Source organism: Leifsonia xyli (assembly GCA_001647635.1).
GTDB classification, from domain to species: Bacteria; Actinomycetota; Actinomycetes; order Actinomycetales; family Microbacteriaceae; genus Leifsonia; species Leifsonia xyli_A.
In genome coordinates this window covers 3,577,681-3,596,761 of sequence record CP014761.1, presented here as the reverse complement: position 1 = coordinate 3,596,761, position 19,081 = coordinate 3,577,681, and the positions used below count along the sequence as shown (strand labels likewise).

Annotated in this window: 13 protein-coding genes, 1 tRNA gene and 2 pseudogenes; 4 read left to right on the top strand and 12 right to left on the bottom strand. The window is 71.4% G+C overall.

The window, feature by feature from the left end:
• Positions 1–406 precede the first annotated feature (406 nt).
• The 6 genes and pseudogenes from A0130_17590 to A0130_17565 form a co-directional block, all read right to left on the bottom strand.
• Positions 407–1,197: pseudogene (locus A0130_17590) on the bottom strand (hydrolase).
• Complete coding sequence (locus A0130_17585; protein ID ANF33226.1) at positions 1,194–2,972, bottom strand: PAS domain-containing sensor histidine kinase; 1,779 nt, start codon at positions 2,970–2,972, stop codon at positions 1,194–1,196. Before A0130_17585 ends, A0130_17590 begins: the two are co-directional and overlap by 4 nt.
• Complete coding sequence (locus tag A0130_17580) at positions 2,969–3,370, bottom strand: AraC family transcriptional regulator (protein ID ANF33225.1); 402 nt, start codon at positions 3,368–3,370, stop codon at positions 2,969–2,971. The genes A0130_17585 and A0130_17580 overlap by 4 nt, the downstream gene beginning before the upstream one ends.
• 147 nt (positions 3,371–3,517) lie before the next feature.
• Positions 3,518–4,306 (bottom strand): histidinol-phosphatase, encoded by a 789-nt coding sequence (locus tag A0130_17575; protein ID ANF33224.1) that lies wholly within the window; start codon positions 4,304–4,306, stop codon positions 3,518–3,520.
• Positions 4,303–5,316 carry a biotin carboxylase gene (locus A0130_17570; GenBank protein ANF33223.1) on the bottom strand — a complete coding sequence of 338 codons (1,014 nt, stop codon included), beginning with the start codon at positions 5,314–5,316 and terminating at the stop codon, positions 4,303–4,305. The genes A0130_17575 and A0130_17570 overlap by 4 nt, the downstream gene beginning before the upstream one ends.
• Positions 5,313–6,392, bottom strand: a complete 1,080-nt coding sequence (locus A0130_17565) for a histidine kinase (GenBank protein ID ANF33222.1) — start codon at positions 6,390–6,392, stop codon at positions 5,313–5,315. The genes A0130_17570 and A0130_17565 overlap by 4 nt, the downstream gene beginning before the upstream one ends.
• A 119-nt stretch (positions 6,393–6,511) precedes the next feature.
• Here A0130_17565 and A0130_17560 point away from each other — a divergent pair.
• Positions 6,512–6,588, top strand: a tRNA-Met gene (locus tag A0130_17560).
• Between the two features lie 76 nt (positions 6,589–6,664).
• Here the strand turns inward: A0130_17560 and A0130_17555 are convergent.
• On the bottom strand, positions 6,665–7,522 hold the full coding sequence (locus A0130_17555) for a hypothetical protein (GenBank protein ANF33221.1): 858 nt from the start codon (positions 7,520–7,522) through the stop codon (positions 6,665–6,667).
• A gap of 202 nt (positions 7,523–7,724) precedes the next feature.
• Between A0130_17555 and A0130_17550 the strand changes: the two genes are divergently transcribed.
• A complete protein-coding gene (locus tag A0130_17550; GenBank protein ANF33220.1) occupies positions 7,725–8,879 on the top strand; it encodes a hypothetical protein in 1,155 nt (384 codons plus the stop codon).
• Positions 8,880–8,885: 6 nt separating this feature from the next.
• Here the strand turns inward: A0130_17550 and A0130_17545 are convergent, their stop codons facing one another.
• The 4 genes from A0130_17545 to A0130_17530 form a co-directional block, all read right to left on the bottom strand.
• Positions 8,886–9,359, bottom strand: coding sequence for a hypothetical protein (locus A0130_17545; protein ID ANF33219.1), 474 nt, complete (start codon positions 9,357–9,359; stop codon positions 8,886–8,888).
• Positions 9,359–10,528: a sugar kinase gene (locus A0130_17540; protein ID ANF33218.1), complete on the bottom strand. Its 1,170-nt coding sequence runs from the start codon at positions 10,526–10,528 to the stop codon at positions 9,359–9,361. Before A0130_17540 ends, A0130_17545 begins: the two co-directional genes overlap by 1 nt.
• A gap of 149 nt (positions 10,529–10,677) precedes the next feature.
• Positions 10,678–13,545 (bottom strand): hypothetical protein, encoded by a 2,868-nt coding sequence (locus A0130_17535; GenBank protein ID ANF33217.1) that lies wholly within the window; start codon positions 13,543–13,545, stop codon positions 10,678–10,680.
• A 150-nt stretch (positions 13,546–13,695) separates the two neighbouring features.
• Complete coding sequence (locus tag A0130_17530) at positions 13,696–14,835, bottom strand: ATP-dependent serine peptidase containing a PDZ domain protein (GenBank protein ID ANF33216.1); 1,140 nt, start codon at positions 14,833–14,835, stop codon at positions 13,696–13,698.
• Between the two features lie 171 nt (positions 14,836–15,006).
• Between A0130_17530 and A0130_17525 the strand changes: the two are divergent.
• Together A0130_17525 and A0130_17520 are read left to right on the top strand one after the other, a co-directional pair.
• Positions 15,007–16,367, top strand: a pseudogene (locus A0130_17525) (hypothetical protein).
• 90 nt (positions 16,368–16,457) lie between these two features.
• Positions 16,458–17,342 carry a hypothetical protein gene (locus A0130_17520; protein ANF33215.1) on the top strand — a complete coding sequence of 295 codons (885 nt, stop codon included), beginning with the start codon at positions 16,458–16,460 and terminating at the stop codon, positions 17,340–17,342.
• Here A0130_17520 and A0130_17515 read toward each other — a convergent pair.
• Positions 17,287–19,080, bottom strand: a complete 1,794-nt coding sequence (locus A0130_17515) for an ATP-dependent DNA helicase (protein ANF33523.1) — start codon at positions 19,078–19,080, stop codon at positions 17,287–17,289. The genes A0130_17520 and A0130_17515 overlap by 56 nt on opposite strands.
• Position 19,081: the final 1 nt, after the last annotated feature.

The window sequence follows — 19,081 nt, the reverse complement described above, 5'->3', positions numbered from 1 at the left end:
AGCTCGTGACCGCGGTGCTGGCGGTCAAGCAGTTCCTCACGTTCGTGAACGGCGCCCCTTTCCAGCCGGCGATCGCGGCCGGTCTGCGGCTGCGGACTCCTACTTCTCCGGGATCGCGGCCGCGCTCGCGCACAAGCGAGACCTGCTCTCCGACGGGCTGCGCGCCGCCGGATTCGGAGTCTTCCCCTCCGACGGCACCTACTTCGTCGTGGCGGATGCGGCGCCGCTCGGTTCCCGGACGCGGTGGAGCTGTGCCGCGCGCTGCCGGAGCTGGCCGGCGTGGTCGCCGTCCCGCTCGGCGCGTTCGCGCGCGACGAGTACGCGGCGCGCACCGCATCCCTCGTCCGCTTCGCGTTCTGCAAGCGCACGGAGGTGCTGGAGGAGGCCGCGCGGCGGTTGGCGGCGATCAGAGCGGCGTGACGCCGTACCGGCGGAGCCTCAGGGCGGGGTTGCGCTCGCGCACCTCGCGCACCCGCGCGGACGACACCTCGGCGACGGCGACGCCTGTGGTCTCGCCCAAGCCCGCGATCGTCACGCCCATCGGGTCGATGACGGCGCTCGCGCCGACGCCGATCGCGGGCGGATGGTCGGCCGCTGCGACGTAGAGCGTATTCTCGATGGCGCGGGCGGCGAGGAGGGTCGTCCGTGCTCCTCGCCGCGGACCCACTCGGCGGGGACCGCGAGCTCCGCCCCTGCGTCCGCAGGCGCGCGCTTGGGGGAACCGCAGGTCGTAGCAGGTCTGGAGCCCACGATCCCGTCGACCGCGAAGGTCTGGGGCGCGTCCAGGTCCCGGGACGACCCACTCCGACTCCTGCGCGCCGAACGCGTCGTAGAGGTGCTGCTTGCGGTAGGTCGCCACCACATCCCCAGCGGGATCGACCGCGACCAGGGTGTTGGAGAACTTGTGGGGCACGTCGGTCTCTCGCCGGCCGCCACCCCACAGGTCGTGCTCGCGCGCCGCCGCGCCAGCGCGCCGACGAAGTCGCCGTCGTGTCTCGGCGTTGCGGGCGAAGACGCCCCCAGCGGTCGACGAAGTGGAGGAGTACCAGCCACGCGCGCGCCGCCGCGCCGCGACCGCGATCAGCCCGACACCACATCCCGGTTGTGGACGCGGTCCTCCCCCGGCGCGAACTGCACCACCGCTACGGCGATCGTCCGGTCGTCGATCGTCAGCTCGGCCGGACGGTCGTCGCTCACTTCGTCACCTCGGCCCGCGGGATCGCCTCGGTCACCGGCTGCGGCGTCTCCACCGGCAGCACGATGCTGATCGAGGTGCCGACGCCCTCCTCGCTGGCGATGTCGAGCCGGCCGCCGTGGGCGGTGACGATCGCCTTGGTGATGGTCAGGCCCAGCCCGACGCCCGGCACCGCGTTGCGGGTGGCCGTCGAGGCGCGGAAGAAGCGCTGCGAGAGCTGGCTGAGCTCCACCGCCGGGATGCCGATGCCGGTGTCGGTCACGGCGATCACGGCCTGCTCGCCGTCCGGCCGCAGCGCCACGGTGACCGTTCCGCCGCGTGGTGTGAACTTGAGCGCGTTGGAGACGAGGTTGTCGACCGCTTGCCCGAGTCGCACCGGGTCGCCCCGCACCTCCACCGGCCGATCCGGGACCTCGCTCACCAGGGTGACGCCCGCGTTTGCGGCCACCGGAGCCGACGACTCGACGGAGGTCGACACGACGCCGCCGAGGTCGACGTCCTTGATCTCCAGCGGGAAGCGCCCCGACTCCACCTGGGCCGTGAAGAGCAGGTCTCCGACCAGGCGCAGCAGACGGTGCGCGTTGCGTTCCGCGACGCCGAGGTACTGAAGCTGCTCCTCCGAGAGCGGCGACTCGTCGTCGTCGCGCATGAGCTCCAGATAGCCGAGGATCGAGCTGAGCGGTGTGCGCAGCTCGTGCGAGATCAGCCCGACGAACTCGTCCTTCAGCCGGGCGAACTCGCGCGCCTGGGTCATGTCGGTGGCCACGAAGATGAAGCCGACGCGGTGCCCGTTCTCGTCCAGGCGCGGCGTCGCGGCGACCTGCACGGCGACGCGCTTGCCGTCGGGACGCACGTACGTCCAGTCGCGCACGTCCGCCGATCCGGCACGCACCGTGTCCACCAGCGCGGAGAAGTCGTCGATGCTCGACACGGTCGTGAACCGCGCGTCCATCTCCTGGAGGCGCTGCTCCAGCTCCTCGTGCAGGTGGAAGTCGATGACGTGGTGCTTGCCGTCGAGCACCTGCTTCTCGGTCAGGCCGAGCATCTTCTCGGCGCCCGGGTTCCACACGTCGATGAGGCCGTCGAGGTCGGTGCCGATGACGGACTGCTCGGTGACGGCGTTCCAGATGCTCTGGATGAGTCGGTTCGCGGTCTTGAGGCGCGCCTCGTTCAGCACCAACTCGTCCTGCGCTACGACCGCCTGCGCCAGGAGCGCCTGCTGCTGCTCCGCCGACTCGTGCGCGGCCTTCACCTGGAGCCGCATCCGGTGCGCGATCTCGTTGATGACGATCGCGACGATGAGGTAGATCAGCGGGGAGAAGAAGGCGCGGACGACATCGCCCGGCGTGCGCGCACCGCCATCGATCACCAGCGGAGCGAACAGCACGATGAACGTGCCGACCGCCGCGATGAGGATGTTGACCCTCCCCTCCTCGGTCGCGATCCAGACGAAGGGCAGCAGGGTGAGCACCGCGAACGGGGAGACGGACGAGCCCGTCCCCAGTCTCAGCAGGGCGACCGCGAGCAGCGACAGCACCGGCACCACGACGGTCCACTCGCTGTGGAACCGGCGCCACGGCACGACCGCAGCAAGGACGGACGCGATGGCGACGAGCCCCATCCCGCCCCAGAACAGCGGCACGTTCGTCACGGGCACGCCGTTCGGGATCAGGGCGATGATCGCCGCGATCGCGAAGCCGGCGATCGTCGGCACCTGCTTCATGAACGCCGACGGCGAGTCGATGGGGATGCGACTCAGCCAGCGGTCGATGGTCATGCGGGCTCCTCCAGCTCGAGCATCTCGCGGATGCGGGCCGACAGCACGCGCGGGCTGAACGGCTTCACGATGAAGCTGTCGGAGCGGTCGGCCACCACGCCGTGGTCGGTCAGCAGCTGCACCGAGGCGGACACCATGAGGATCAGCGTGGACCGCGTCAACTCGTCCGAGCGGATGGCCTCCGCCACCTCCACCCCGTTGAGGCCGGGCATCGAGATGTCGAGGACGGCGAGGTCCACATCCCCCGCACGCACCGCGTCGAGCGCCGCGCGGCCGTTGTCCACGGCGGCCACGATCTCGACGCCGGCGCGCGTGGCGGCGATGGTCATGAGCCCGCGGATGTCGTCGTCGTCGTCCGCGATCACGACGCGCTTGGCGCGGGCGTCGGCGTCAGACATGGAGGAACACCACCCGCACCACGATGATCGCCGCGCACACCAGCACCGCGATCCCGGCGTACAGCGGCAGGCGGAACTCCCAGCGCCGATTGCGCTCCAGCTCGTCCTGGATGCGCTCGCGCAGCTCGGACGACGGTTCGACGGGACTCATCGTGCTCCCTCCTGCTGCGTGGGACGCCGTTCGGCGCCCACCTGCGCGGCCGCCGCCTCCAACAGGGCGGGGACGCGCTCGTAGCGTCCGACGTCGGACGCCACGTGGCTGTCGGTGGAGGCAACGATACGCGCACCGGCGTCCAGCAGTGCTGCGATAGCCGCAGGCCCCGGGCACGCCCACTTCTCGTTGACCTCGACGATCGTGCCGGTGGCGGCGGCGGCCTCGGCCCAGGCGAGCAGGCGCTCCGGGCCGAGCTGCGCCTCGTCCAGCCCGATCTTGGGGAGGATCGAGAACCAGTGCGCCAGCTGGGCGTTCCGGGTCCGCTCCATCGCCCGGATGCTCGCCTCGATGAGGAGGTCGAGCACGTCGTCCTCCGAAAGGCCCGCGTCGAGCTTCTCGCGGGTCGCTCGCGGCGACCACGGCCCGTCGGTGCCGGGGAACTGGTGGTCGCCGATGACGACCGCGTCCACTCCCCCCGGGCCGACGACCAGGTCGGCGGGCGTGTCGACGGCGCCGGACGCGTCCAGCAGCTTCGCCTCCACTCCGGTGAGGACGGTCAGCCCGTCGGGCACGCGCTCGGCGGCGACGGCGGCGAGGAACTCGGGAACGTAGGTCGTCGAGGCGCGCACGTGGTCGGTGAGCCGCACCGTGCGGAGACCCGCCGCCGAGGCGGCCGCGATGTTCTCGGCGAGTGTGCTCTGCGCGTCGTCCGAGAACGTCGAGTGGACGTGGAAGTCGCCCAGCAGCAGGGCGGGAAGGCGGTCGGCCTCGGTCCCGCTCACTCCTCGGGTCCCTCCGTGTGCGCGGCGTTCTCGGAGACCAGCACGTCGGCGGGACGCAGGAACACGTCCTCCAGGAAGCGCACGTTGGCGAGCTCCTCGAAGTCGACCGCGGACGACACCGGGCGGCCCAGCACCAGGTCGAGCAGGAGCGACGGCATGTCGACCCCCGACGCGATCGTCAGCGGCATGGCGCCGGGAAAGCGCGGGTTGACCTCCAGCAGCGCGGGCACGCCCTCGGTGCTGTAGCGCAGCTGCACGTTGGCGACGCCGGTGAGCCCGATCGCCCGCGCGACGGCTGCGGCCGTGTCCGAGAGCTCAGGCCGGCGGACGGTGCGGCCCGCGATCGAGACGCCGGAGTCGACCCGCTCGCGCGAGCGCGGCACGGCGGCGATCACCTCGCCGTCGAGGCCGGCGAGCACGTCCACCGAGAACTCCTCACCCGGCAGGTTCTCCTGGATGATGATGCTCTCGTCGGTGCCGAGCGCCTCGAGGGCGGCGCGATCCGGAATGAGGCGCACACCGCGCGAACCGGCGCCGGAGCGGGGCTTCACGATGACCGGGAACGTCCAGTCCGCGGCCACGCCTTCCGGGTTCAGCAGCCGGGTCTCAGGGATGCGCGCCTTGCCCGCGACCCGCTGGACCAGCGCGAACTTGTCGAGGCAGGTGACAAGGGTGTCGAGGGTCGGCGCGGCGAGCTTCGTCCCGACGGCCTCCAGCTCGTCGCGTCGCGCGGCGAGGCCGGGCAGCTCGACGTCGACCGTGGAGAACAGCACGTCGATGCCGTCCTCGCGGCTCATGCCGATGAGCGCATCCACGAACCCGTCGGAGCGTCCGGGCGGCACGATCCGTCGGCGGTCGGCGGCGACGAGGTAGAGGCCGCTGGCCCAGCCGTCCATGTCGGCGGCGAACACATCCACGTCGTCCCGCGCCAGCAGGGAGCGGATCACCGCGACGCCGGCGGGGCCGCCGGCGCCCGTGACCAGGACGCGGATTCGTTCGGTGTCGGTCATTCGGCTGTCCTGTTCAGTCGGGACGGGTAGCGGGCGGAGTTCTCGAGCGAGGAGGCGGGCACCGAGATGTCCGCGGTGTCGCGCATCACCTCCAGGGGCTCGCAGTTCTTGCCGCCGCCGAAGCGCGACCAGTAGCGTGCGGTGGCGAGCACGAAGTCCGGCTCGAGGTAGGCGCGCAGCTCGGTCTGCGAGCGGAAGCAGTCGATGAGCCGCAGCTTCGTCTCGGTGAAACCGTCGATCGGGACGAACCGGGTCGGCCGGAAGTCGATCGTGGCGGACGGGCTCTGGTAGCAGCAGACCGTGCGAACGCTGCGGGTCGCGACATTCGTGGCGGCGTGGACAGCACGGTGGTCCTGGTGCCGGTCGTGCGACGAGTGGGTGTAGACGATGTCCGGCTGCACCTCCGCGACGACGCGCTCGATGATGCCGACGGTCGGGTCGGCGGCGGAGATCTGAGTGTCCTCGAGGTCCTCGAGAAACAGCCGGGCGCCCAGGAGCTCGGCCGAAGCGAGGGACTCGTGCTGGCGGTCGTCCGCATCCCCGCCACGGGCTCCGCGTGACATCGTGAGGATGACGACCTGGTTGCCGGCGTCGCGGTGGGCCGCGAGGATGCCACCGACCCCGATCTCGACGTCGTCGGGATGCGCGCCGATGGCCAGCACGACCTGCTGACGCTGCGCGGCGCGCTTGACACGTCCTTCGGCGGCGAGGCGGTTGACGATCGACACCAGCTCGGCGGAGGCGACGGGCTTCGTCAGGAACTCGTCCGCCTGGGCGCGCAGCGCGGAGACGGCGTAGTCGACCGAGACGTGGGCGGTCATCACGACCACGGGCAGGCCCGGATGCTGGCTGCGCAGCTCCTTGAGGAGGTCGAGTCCCGAGATGCCGGGCATCTCGATGTCGGTGATGACGAGGTCGGGCTCGAATTCGTCGATCGTCCCGAGGGCGATGGACGGATCGGTGACGGCGATCGCCACCGCGTCCGCGCGCTTCTCCAGCACGGTCTTCATGAAGAAGGCCACGTCCGGGTCGTCCTCGACCACCACCACCCGGAACTTCGTCACGGCACTCGCCATCGCATCCCCTTTTCTGGACACGACTCTAGTAGGACGACCGGTCCACACGAGAGGACGCGCCCGGGCGGTGTTCGCGATTTCACGCGCCTCGAAAGCCGTGCTAGTGTTTCATCTTGTGCCGCGGGGTGGAGCAGCTCGGTAGCTCGCTGGGCTCATAACCCAGAGGTCGCAGGTTCAAATCCTGTCCCCGCAACCACGAAGGCCCTCTGATCAGGGATTCTCTGATCAGAGGGCCTTTTTTGTGCCTGGCTTCGACCGCGAGCGCTGTGCGCTCAGCGGTAGAGCGGGGAGCCGTCCGGGGCGGCCGGGACGGGGGTTCCGTCCACGAAGGTCGGCCATGCCAGGCGGTCCGTCGGTGCGAGCGCGGTGAAGTCGGGTCGGCCGTCCGGGCCGGCCGGGACGGGGCGGCCGTCGAGCAGGCGCGGCCAGGCGAGCTGCTGCGTTGCGGCCGGAGCCGGCGCGAAGGTCGGAGCGGGAGCGACCACCGGCGCGGGCTGGGCCGGCGCCGGAGAGGCGGCGGGCGTCGGAGGCGCAGCGGGCGGCGCGAACGCCGGCGCAGGCGCCGCGGGGCGCTGCCCGCGGGAGCTCACCAGGCCCCACAGCGGCACCAGCACGAAGCACACCCCGGCCACGATGCTGATCGCGCCGATGACGCGGCCGTAGTAGTCGAGGTCCCAGAAGTCGTGGAACGGCTGCGGGGCGGGCAGCGTCACCAGCACGGCGACCAGCGCGATCGCCGCCAGACCGATGATCGCGATGATGTCGGTCGCCTGCGAGCGCCAGCGGTTCCAGAGCAGCCGCAGCAGGTCGCCCAGCCCGATCATCGCGCGCACCCAGAGCAGCGTTCCCAGGCCCAGGAAGAACGCCGCGACCATGTCACCGGCCGAGTACGAGCCGAACCAGATCACGCCGATCCACAGCAGCAGGAGGTACGCGTCCAGCGCCAGGGACGACAGCTCGAACCAGTCCGGGCGGTACCGGCCGATGACCGAGTCCACCCACACCAGGAGGGCGAACACCACCAGCGCGACGTTGGTGCTGATCACGCGGCCGAGCGTCTCCCCGCTCACCCCGAACAGCACGAAGCCGATGGACAGCAGCGCCGCCAGGACAACCACTCCGATGAGCACCCTGAGCGCCCACGCCCCGATCGCACTCGCTCCCCTGCCAGCAGCCACGCGCCGCATCCTTCCCCTCGAAAACGGGAGCGATCGCCCCCGGCGGTCACGCTACCGGAAATCGGGGTCCGGACACCGGTTGCGGACGCATCCGGTCGCAGCGACCCATTCGCTAGGGTCGTGCTGACAACACGCGAGCAGCAGAGGAGCGGCGGTGATGGAGGACCACGGCAAGGCGACCCAGGCCGCCGTCCGCGAGCGCAATCTGACCACGGCGCTGCAGCTCGTCCTCTCCGGGAACGGGACCGCGACGCGCGCGGGGATCGCCCGACGTACCGGTCTCACGAGCGCGACCGTGTCGTCCCTTCTCGCCGACCTGATCGCCGACGGGCTGGTCATCGAGGGTCAGCTGGCCGAGAGCACCGGCGGCAAGCGCGCGACCACGCTGCGGGTCGCCGCCGAGAACCATGTGCTGCTCGCCCTGATCGTGCAGCCCGGCCTCGTCCGCGGTGGCGTGCTCGACCTGCTCGGACGCGAGATCGCGACGGTGTCGCAGCGTCCGGCGACGCCCGGTTCGTTGGAGGACGTCCGCGCGGTCGTCCGCAAGCTCGTCGGCGCGGCGGCCGCCCGGATCGTGGCGGTCGGCGTCCAGGTGCCCGGCATCGCGGACGGGCCGCTGATCCGGGAGTCGGTGCAGCTCGGCTGGACGGATGTGGACCTCGCGCGCGAGCTCTCCGGCATCGTGGACGCGCCGATCCACCTCATCAACGACGCGGACGCTGAGGCGATCGCCGAGTCCACCGCGTCCGACGAACCCGGCGCCGACGACTTCGGGGCCAGCCAGCTGTTCGTCTCGCTCAGCACCGGCGTCGGCGCGGCCGTCATCCTGGACGGCGAGGTCGTCACCGGGGCGTCGCATCGGGCGGGCGAGATCGGGCACGTCCCCGTGCTGTTCGGCCCGGAGGCGCCCGTGTGCGCCTGCGGCAACCGCGGCTGCCTCGAGGAGGTGGTGTCGGTGACGAGCCTGCTGGGCCTCCCCCACGGCACCGACCTGGAGGCCCTCGACCTCGCGGCGCTCGCGGCCACCCCCGAGTCGCGGCAGCGGATCGCCGACGGCGCCCGCGTGCTCGCCCGCGCCCTGCTGCTCGTCGGGGCCGCGCTCGACGTGCCGACCATCGTGCTCGGTGGCGCAGCGCCGAAGCTCGGGCCCGAGTTCATCGGGCACCTGCGGGCGGAGGCGGCACGGCATCCCGTGAAGGCGGCCATGCCGCTCGGCTTCCGCTACGCCCGGGTCGCGCAGGAGCAGCCCTACCGCGGTGCCGCCCAGCACGCGCTCCGCTCCACCCTCGGCGTCACCTGGGCCGGCTAGCCTCAGTCAGGGGGCGGTGAGGAGCGTCAGGAGGGCGGCGCCGTGGGCGCGGTCGTGGCCGAAGGTGGCGATATCGGCGTAGGACGCATCCGGGTGCGCGCCCATGTCGACGACCAGGACGTTGTGGCAGGTCGCGCGCACCGCGTCCACCACCCGGCGCGTCCAGCGCGCCGCGGCGTTGTCGGCGCCCAGCACCACCACCGGCGTGGACGTGGCGAGCACGAGCTCGGGGTCGTCGCCGGGACCCACCATGACGACCGGGTTGCCGCCCCAGCGGGATGCGACGGCGCTGCCCGGCTCGGCCCACGCCTCCCCCAGCGTGTACCAGCGCGGGACGCCGAGCACGTCGTTGTCCACGGTCGCCAGCCGCACCACGGTGCAGCGACCGCCGAAGCGCCCGAGGGACTCCCGCACACCCGGCGCGAAGCCGAACGTCACGAGCGTCTCCGCCCGCGCCTCCGGCTCCACGACCATGGTCATCAGGACACCCCCAGCTGCGCCGACAGCACCATCACCACGCAGCCGCGCAGCACGATGTCGCGGCCGAGACCCGTCATCCGGATCGCGACGCCCGAGTGGAAGCCCGCCATCGTGCGGTTACGCAGGGTCTCGCCGACCGCGTCGAGCAGGACGCCGTCGATCAGCTCCTCCGGTCCGCTCAGCACGACCTCGGAGAGGTTCAGCGCGCCGACGATCGGGGCGAGGGCGACGCCGAGACGCTGACCGGCCTCCCGCAGCACGGGGCCGACGGGCTCGCCCGCAGCCTCGGCCGCGGCCACACGCGCCTCGAGGCGCGGGACGGCCAGCCAGGCCTCCAGGCAGCGCTCGCGGTCGTACGGCGCCTCCGGGCCGTCGTCGGTGCCGACCATGACCTGGCCGATCTCACCGGCGGCGAAGCGGCTGCCGAAGACGAGCGCGCCGGCCACCAGCAGGCCGGAGCCGACACCGTGGCCGACCTTGACGAGCATCATGTCCCCCTGCGCGTCGGCGAAGCCGTGCTCGGCGAGCACCGCGACGTTCGCGTCGTTGGCGACGAACACCGGCAGGCCGGTCCGCTCGGCGACGCGGCGCTGCAGCGGCTCGTCCACCCACCCGAGATTCGGGGCGGCGCCGACCGTGCCCTCCGCATCCACGATGCCGGGCGAGCCGATGCCGATCCCCAGCACGGGCGCCGTCGTCGCGGCGACCAGGCGATCGACGAGGGTGAGGACCTTCGCGGTCGCCTCCTCGCCGCGGCTTCCGGCCAGCTCCACCTCCACGGTGCTCAGGATGCGGCCGTCCATGTCGAGGACTGCGCCCCGGAAGACGGCGTGCTCGCTGAGATCCACCCCGATGATCTGCGTCGCGCCGCGGTTCACATCCAGCAGCACGGCGGGCTTGCCGGGGCGGGCGTCATCGCGCTGGCCGAGCTCCACCACCAGGCCCTCGGCGATGAGCTCGCCGACCAGGTCGGAGATGGTGACGCGCGTGAGCCCCGTCGTGCGCGCGAGGTCGGCGCGGGAGACGCGGCCCGAACGATAGAGGGATTGCAGCACCAGGGAGCGGTTGTGCCCGCGCGCGTGCTCCGGCAGCACCTTCGTGTGCGGTCGCAGCGCGCGTCCGGGAACGAGTCCGCGGTCGGGCTGGCGCGTGCCCTGGTCGATCACCATGTTTGTTAGTAAAGCTGACAATCAAAGTCCTGGCAACTGTTTCGCATCACTTTTCTGCGCGCGCCGGACGGCGGGGCTCACTTCCGATGGGCTCCGAACATAGCAAAACGGCCCGTGCGCGATGCACGGGCCGTTTCGCTGAGCCGGGCCTACTTGGCGGCGGGCTGCCCCTCGGCGGCCACGGCGTCGGAGATCGCCTGCTGCAGGCGCTTCTGTGCCTCGCCGTAGGCGTTCCAGTCGCCGGCCTTGAGCGCGGCCTGGCTGTCGGACAGGGCCTGGTTGGCGCGCTGCAGAGCCTCCTGCAGGGCCGTGTTCGACCCGGCGGAACTGCTGCCGCCGCTAGAGCCTCCCCCACTGGTCTGGCCGCCGCCGGACTGGCCGCCGGTGCTCCCACCCGTGGTCGGGACGTTGTTGTCGCCCGCCGTCGCGCCCGAGTCGCCGCCGAACAGCGCATCCAGCGCCTGGTCGAGCGTGTCCTCGAACTCGATCTTGTCGCCGAACGCGACGAGCACCTTCTGCAGCAGTGGGTAGCTGGTCTCGCCCGACGATCGGACGTAGACCGGCTGCACGTACAGCAGGCCGCCGCCGACCGGCAGGGTCAGCAGGTTGCCGTTGATGACCTCCGATTTACCCTGTCTCAGCAGGTTCAGCTGTTGCGAGACGGTCGGATCGGAGTCGAACTGGTTCTGCATCTGGCCGGGACCCGGGATGGTGTCGCTCGACGGCAGCTGCAGGAGTCTGAGCTTGCCGTAGCCCGACGACACCTTGCCCTTGGTGCTGCCGGCGTCCGCATCCACCGCCAGGTAGCCCTTGAGCACCGATCGGCTGGACTCGCTCGTTCCGGCCGGGATGAAGGTCGAGTACAGCGAGAACGCGGGGTTGTCCTGGCCGGGCATCTTCATCGTCAGGTAGTAGGGCGGCTGGAGGGCCGGGTTGCTCGACGGCGAGGTCGGGTCGTTCGGCGTGGTCCAGGCGTCCTCACGCGAGTAGAACGAGCCCGCGTCGTCGACGTGGTACTGGCCGAGCACCGAGCGCTGCACCTTGAACAGGTCGGAGGGGTAGCGCACGTGGCTCATGAGCTGGGCGCTCATGTCGCTGACGGGCTTGACCGTGGTCGGGAAGACCTTCTCCCAGGTCTTCAGCACCGGGTCCGTGGTGTCCCACGCGTAGAGCGTCACGGAGCCGTCGTACGCGTCGACGGTGGCCTTCACCGAGTTGCGGATGTAGTTGATGTCGTCGAAGGCGTACGCGGGCTTCGGGGTGTCCTTGTCCGCCGTCGCCTCGCTCAGGCTGCCGACGTGCGAGTACGGGAACTGGTCGCTCGTCGTGTAGCCGTCGATGATCCACTTGACCCGACCGTCGACGACCGCGGGGTACGCCTGCGAGTCGAGGGTCAGGTACGGCGCGACCTTCTGCACGCGCTTGATCGGGTCGCGGTCGTAGAGGATCTGCGAGTTGTTGTTGACGGCGTCGGACAGCACGATCTGCTCGTCCTGGAACTTCAGCGCGTAGACCAGCCGCTTGAAGATGTTGTCGAGCTTCGGACCGCCGTTGCCGCTGAACGTCGTGTACGTCTGCTGCGCGCCGTCCGAGCCGCCCGGGTAGTCGAGCTCGACCGCCTTGCTGTCCTTCGGAGCGCCGACGATCGAGTACGTCGGTGACTGCTCGCCGAAGTAGATGCGGGGCTGATACTCCCCCAGCGTCCCGGTGGTCGGGATGCCGGACTCCATGAAGACCGGCTGGCCGTCGGGCGAGCGCTGGTTGCCGTAGGCGGCGACGAGGCCGTAGCCGTGCGTGTAGACGATGGTGTCGTTGAACCAGTTGCGGGCGCTCCCGAGACCGGACTGCTGCAGCTCGCGGACGGCGACCACCGCGTCCTGCTGCGTTCCGTTCATCTCGTAGCGGTCGACGTTCAGCTTCTCGGGGAACGCGTAGTACTGCCGGAACTGCTGGAGCTGCCGGAAGGACGGGGACACCACGGCGGGGTCGAGGATGCGGATCTGCGCGGTGGTCTGAGCGTCCTGCCGGAGCGCGCCCTGCTCGGCGGTCGTCTTGGCGTTGTACGGGATGGTCTCGATGTCGGTGAGGCCGTACGCCTCGCGCGTGGAGTCGATCCCGCGCTGCACGTACGGCGTCTCGAGCGTCTTCTGGCTCGGGTCGACCTGGAACCGCTGCATCACCCACGGCACGATCGCGCCGGCGACCAGCGCCGCGACGATCAGGAGCGCCGTGCCGACGATCGGGAACCGCCAGCGCCCGATGAACGCCGTCAGCACGAACAGCAGCGCGACGAGGATCGCCGCACCGGCCAGGATCGCGCGGCCCGGGATGGTCGCGTTCACGTCGGTGTAGGCGGCGCCGTTGATCATGTCGTTGACGTTGGAGTCTGTCACGGTGGCGTAGCGGTCGAGCCAGATGCTGATGCCCTGCAGGAGCAGGTAGAGCGCGGCGATGACCGAGATCTGGACGCGCGCGGCGCGCGAGATGCGCACCTCGCGGCCGCTCACGCGGATCGACCCGTAGAGGTAGCTGGTGGCGAGCGTCGCGAGCAGCGAGATCAGCACGACGGCCGAGGCGAAGCCGACGGCGCTGCGGTAGAACGGCAGCGCGAACAGGTAGAACCCGATGTCGAGGTGGAACAGCGGGTCGGTCTTGCCGTACGCCGTGCCGTTCAGCCACATCGCGGCGGTCTGCCAGCGGCTGGCCGTCGAGACGCCGGCGAAGATGCCGAAGACGATCGGGATGCCGTACATCGCCAGGCGGCGCAGCGGCTCGATGACCTGCTGGTAGCGGTCGAGCTGCGAGTTGAGCTTGGCGTACACGGGACGCAGCCGGTAGGCCAGCTGGATCGACAGCCACAGCGGCAGCGCCATGCCGAAGAAACCGATGAAGAACATCGCGATCCCCGCGAACCACTGCGTGGTCAGCACGTTGAGGTAGCCGAGCTGGTTGTACCAGAGGACGTCGGCGTACAGCCCCGCGAAGACGAAGAACAGGATCACGACCGCGACGATCACACCGAGGGTGATCCAGATCGCCGCGCGCCGGCGGCCTGCGGGTCGAACTGCGGTTGTTGAACTCACGTATGGCCTTCTTGGTCTCGCGTGGCGGGGGCGAGAACCATCCTAGGCAGTGGACGCTGCGAGATTGCTGCGGCCCGGCGGTGATCAGCCTGCAGGACAGGTGGGAAGACCCGCCGTGCTGGATCCGTCGCGCACCGCCTCCAGGACTTTCAGCGAATCGGACAGAGTCTTCACCGCGAAGACCGTGAGCCCGGCCGGTATGTGGCCGGTGACCTCGTCGCAGTTCGACGCCGGTGCGAGGAAGTAGGCCGCCTTCCCGGTGTCGCGCGCCGCGTACATCTTCTGGCGGATGCCGCCGATCGGCCCGATCTGGCCGGTGTTGTCGATCGTGCCGGTTCCGGCGATGCGCTTGCCGCCGTTCAGCGACTCCGGGGTCAGCTTGTCCATGATCCCGAGGGCGAACATCTGGCCGGCGCTCGGACCGCCCACGTTGTCGAGCTGGATCTTCACGTCGAACGGGAAGGTGTAGTCCATCCCGGCTCCGATCCCGAGCACGACCTGGCCCTGCGACTCGGTCGGGGTGATCGACACGGTCGAGGCGGCGCCGTCGCGCAGGATGCCGAGCTCGGCGGCCTTGCCGGTGCCGTTCGCCTTGACCGCATCACGCAGCTCCTGCACGCTCGAGATCTTCTCGCCGTTGACCGAGGTGATCTCGTCGCCAACTTTCAGCACCTCCGCGGCCGGGGTGCCCTTGATCAGCTGCTTGACCGCGACGTTCTCGGGGAAGGTGTAGCCGAGCTGGTTGAGCGCGGCGGCGATCGCATCCTGCTGCGAGTCCACCATCAGGGCCGCGTTCTCGGCGTTCGACTGCTCGGTGGTGGTTCCGGGCGGGAACACGTCGTCGAGCGGCAGCACCGCCTTGCTCGGCTGGAACCAGGCCGCCGCGATCTCGAACCAGCTCGGGCGCTGGTCGGGGTTGCCCACGACCGAGACGGTCAGCAGGTCGAGCGAGCCGGAGGTCGGGTAGGTCTTCTTGTCCGGGATACTGATGAGCTGCTTCGCATCGCCGCTCTGCGGGGCGCCGACCTGCTGATCGGTGCCGAGCGTGTTGAACACCGGACCCGGCTGCTCGATGACGAAGGGCGCGGGCACGAGGGCGAGCACGAGGGCGAGCACGACGGCCACGCCGATCGCGATCCACCCGGCGATCACGCGCCGCGGAGGGGCGACCCGGACCGGTTCGCCGGCCGCCTGCGGCTGACGCTCGTCGTCGAACAGGGTCACGGGGCGGGTCCTCTCGATCGGTGTTCGCCACAGGCGCACGGTGCGAAGGCGAGCTTAGGCCAATTCTCACCCGCCACCCCGGCGGCAGCGGCTAGCGTAGATAACGAGCCTGAAGCCGCGCCGACGGCCCTTCCCGACGGCCGGCTCGCATCGAGAAGAGGGACGCTGACCATGGCCGACGACCGGAACGACGACCGGGACCCGGATCGCGACGACGACGAGTTCCGCGACATGCTGAGCCAGTTCCTCTCGGGGAACGGCGCGTCGATCGACCCGAGCCGGCTGGCCGGCGCCGCGGGCCTGCCGAACGACCCGGCCAGCATCCAGGCGCTCCTCGGGCAGCTGCAGAACGCGCTGATGAACCCCGGAGGCGGCGTCAACTGGGACATCGCCGCGCAGCAGGCGCGGCAGCTCGCGTCCGACGGCGCCCACGCGGTCACCCCGGCGGAGCGCGCCACGCTCGACCAGGCCTTCCACGTGGCGTCGCTCTGGCTCGACCAGGCGACCGGCGTCGCCGGTCTCAGCGCGACCCCGGAGCTCATCGGCCGCGCCGAGTGGGCCCGGCAGACCATGCCGCTGTGGACTCAGCTCGCCGAGCCCGTCGCCCTGAGCATCTCGGACGCGCTGACGCGCGTGCTCTCGGAGCAGGCCCCGGAGGAGATGCAGGCGCTGCTGCAGAACGCCGGCCAGGTCATGCGCTCCATCGGGGGCGCCCTGTTCGCGATGCAGCTCGGGCAGGTGGTCGGGCAGCTCTCCAAGGAGGTCGTATCGGGCGGCGACATCGGCATCCCGCTGCTGCCCGAGGGCCAGGCCGCGCTCATCCCGCAGAACGTCGCCGAGTTCGGCGAGGGGCTCGATATCCCCGAGGACCAGATCCAGCTGTACCTGGCGGTGCGCGAGCTGGCGCACGCCCGGCTGTTCCGCCACGCCAAGTGGCTGCGCCTGCAGCTGATCACGCAGATCACCGCCTTCGCCAAGGGCATCACCATCGACACCGACGCGCTCGAGTCGCTGGCCGAGAACTTCGACCCGTCCAACCCGGAGGAGCTGCGCGAGGCCATGGTCAGCGGGCGGCTCATCCCGCCGCGCACCGAGGAGCAGCAGGAGGCGCTCGGCCGGCTCGAGACCGTCCTCGCGCTGATCGAGGGCTGGGTGGATGTGGTCACCGCCAACGCCACCCGGCTGCTGCCGCGGGCGGACGCGATCGCCGAGACCGTGCGGCGCCGGCGGGCGTCGGGCGGACCGGCCGAGTCGGCGTTCTCGACCCTGGTCGGCCTGGAGCTGCGACCCCGCCGCCTGCGCGAGGCGGCCGCCATGTGGCGCGCCGTGTCCGACGCCGTGGGCATGGACGCCCGCGACGACCTGTGGTCGCACCCGGACCTCCTCCCCAGTCGTCCGACCTCGACGACCCGTCGGCGCTGGTCGCCCGGCTGACCGCGGCGGCGACCGGGCAGGCGCCCGAGCAGGACGCCCTCGACCAGGCGATCGAAGACCTCCTGCGCGACGACCGGGACCGCCCGACCGAGGGCTGAAACCGTCCCCACCCTGTGGAGGGTGCGCGGCCGGAAATCGAGCCTGTGGACAACCGCTGATCTGCGTGCGCGCTCGGGCAGGCTGGCGGAATGGTCTACGTACTCGATCCCCGTCTCCCCCGCGTCTGGCGTACCCCTGACAGCATCCAGTTCGGCGTGGAGTCGCCCGTCCTGGTGCTGGAGGGGGTGAGTCCGGCCGAGGAGCGGATGCTCGCCGCGCTGGCGTCCGGAGTGACCGCCGAGGGGCTGCGCGTGGTCGCTGCGAAGGCGCGGGCGTCGCCGGGCGACGTGGAGGCGCTGCTGGAGCGGGTGCGGGCGGTGCTGGTGAGGCCGCGGCGACGCGAGCCCAGGCCGCCGATGCGGGTGTTAGTCGATGGAGGCGGGGAGACGGCCGAGGTGCTCGGGAGGATGCTGGGCGCGGCGGGGGTCGAGGTCGGATCGGGTCCGCCGTGGCCGCCGTGGTCCGAGGCTGCGGATGCGGCGGATGCGGCCGATGGGGTGGGTCGCGTGGGCGGCGCGGTGGATGCGGTGGTGATCGTCGCGTCGTACGCGGTCGAGCCGCGGCGGCATGCGCGCTGGCTGCGCCGGGACGTGCCGCACCTGCCGATCGTGTACGGGGACGGCGGGGTCACGGTGGGGCCCCTTGTGCGTCCGGGTCGCGGTCCGTGCCTGCGCTGCGTGGACCTCCACCGGACCGACGCCGACCCGGCGTGGCCGGCCATGGCGACGCAGCTGCACACGCGGGATCCGGTCGGCGAGACCGCAGTCGCGGCGGGCGCTGCTGCGGCGCGCGCGGCGGCGGTGCTGTTGGCGGAGCTGCGCGGCCCCACGGTCGACACCCCCAAGCTCGACGGCCCGGATGCTGGCGGCGGCCGCAGTGCCCATAGCGCCCGCCTCGCCGTCGGGGCGGTGGAGTGGGTCAGCCGCGCGTGGGAGCCCCATCCCGAGTGCGGGTGCCTGGGGCTTCCGCCGTGACCCCGGCGGGCGCCGTGGAGTCGCGGACGGCGGGCGGTCGCAGTTCGGCGAGGAAGCGCGAGGGCTGACGGAGGCTCGGGCGGCCGGGCTGGTTGCTGCGTTCCGACCAGCTGAGGCGGAGGCGGCGGCGGGCTCGGGTGATGCCGACGTAGAGGAGGCGGCGTTCCTCGTCGATCTGCTCGAACGTCGTCGCGTAGCTGATCGGGACTAGGCCCTCGCTCAGGCCGACGAGGTAGACGGAGGGCCACTCCAGGCCCTTCGCGGCGTGCAGGGTGGCCAGCGTGACGGCCGACATCGTCGGCTCGTGCTGGCCCGCCTGGCGCGCCTGCAGCTCATCGGTGAAACCGCGGAGCGTCTGCCCGGGCGGCTGCTCGTCGACGAGGCCCATGATCGCGTTCAGCGACTCCCAGCGCTCGCGGACGGCACCGCGCGCCTCTGGCGGCTCGACCGACCAGCCGAGCGAGCGCAGAACGTCGCTCACCGACTTGAACAGCGGGTCCGGGGTGGCCACGAGGCTCGCGGCGCGCAGCGACATGACCGCCTGCCGCACCTCGGGGAGGTCGAAGAAGCGCTTCGCGCCGCGGATCTGGTAGCTGATGCCGAGGTCGCCGAGTGCCTGCTCGAGCGCCGCGGCCTGCACGTTCACGCGGTACAGCACCGCGATGTGCTCCGGGCGGGCGCCCGCGGCGAGCTCGGCGGCGATCTGGCCGGCGACGGCGCGCGCCTCGGCACGGTCGTCCTCGAAGCCGACGGGAGCGGGGACCGGCTCGGCCTCGCGGTCGCGGCCCTCGGCGAGCTCCGCCGGGCGCAGGGTGAGCGCGCCCGACCGCCCGCGCATCAGCCGGTTGGCCGTGTCGATGACCGGCGGCGTCGAACGGTAGTTCTGCTCCAGCCGGACGACCGTGGCGTTGGGATGCTCGTGCTCGAACCCGAGGAGGTAGTCGCTGCGCGCGCCCGCGAACGAGTAGATGGTCTGGCTGGCGTCGCCGACCACGCACAGGTCGTTCCGCGTGCCCAGCCACAGAGAGAGCAGGTCGTGCTGGAGCGGCGAGACGTCCTGGTACTCGTCGACGACGAAGAACCGGTACTGCTCGCGCACCTGCATCGCGACCGCGGGCTCGCTCTCGATCATCCCGGCGCAGGCGAGCAGCACATCCTCGAAGTCGATCTGCTTGCGCTCGTCCTTGAGGTCCTCGTAGCGCTGCAGCAGGTCGGCCACCTGCTCCGCGGACAGCGTGCCCGGGGTCGGTCGCCCGGCCGCGGTGTACTGGTCGATGCCGAGGCCGGACACCTTGCGCCACTCGATCTCGGCGGCGACGTCGCGCAGCGTGGCGGTGTCCACCTTCAGCTTGAGCGTCTCCGCGGCGTGGCCCAGGATGCGCCCCTTGCCGTCGAGCACGGACGGCAGCTGGCCGCCGACGACCTGCGGCCAGAAGTAATTGAGCTGGGCGAGCGCCGCGGAGTGGAACGTCCGCGCCGAGACGCCGGCCGCCCCGAGCTGGCGCAGCCGCCCGCGCAGTTCGGCCGCGGCCCGGTTCGTGAAAGTCAGCGCCATGACGCGGTTCGGCGCGTAGGCGCCCGAGGCGACGCCGTACGCGATCCGGTGCGTGATCGCGCGCGTCTTGCCCGTGCCCGCTCCGGCGAGGATGCACACCGGACCGACCAGCGCCTCCGCCGCCACCCGCTGCTGCGCGTCCAGCCCGGCGAGCAGCGCATCCGGCGTCGCAGCGGACTCCACG

Excerpts from the sequence above, each read along its gene's own strand:
- A0130_17580 (ANF33225.1), bottom strand. The coding sequence starts at position 3,370 with ATGTCTGACGCCGACGCCCGCGCCAAGCGCGTCGTGATCGCGGACGAC.
- A0130_17565 (ANF33222.1), bottom strand. The coding sequence starts at position 6,392 with ATGGCGAGTGCCGTGACGAAGTTCCGGGTGGTGGTGGTCGAGGACGAC.
- A0130_17585 (ANF33226.1), bottom strand. The coding sequence starts at position 2,972 with ATGACCATCGACCGCTGGCTGAGTCGCATCCCCATCGACTCGCCGTCG.
- A0130_17520 (ANF33215.1), top strand. The coding sequence starts at position 16,458 with ATGGTCTACGTACTCGATCCCCGTCTCCCCCGCGTCTGGCGTACCCCT.
- A0130_17540 (ANF33218.1), bottom strand. The coding sequence starts at position 10,528 with ATGGTGATCGACCAGGGCACGCGCCAGCCCGACCGCGGACTCGTTCCC.
- A0130_17545 (ANF33219.1), bottom strand. The coding sequence starts at position 9,359 with ATGACCATGGTCGTGGAGCCGGAGGCGCGGGCGGAGACGCTCGTGACG.
- A0130_17570 (ANF33223.1), bottom strand. The coding sequence starts at position 5,316 with ATGACCGACACCGAACGAATCCGCGTCCTGGTCACGGGCGCCGGCGGC.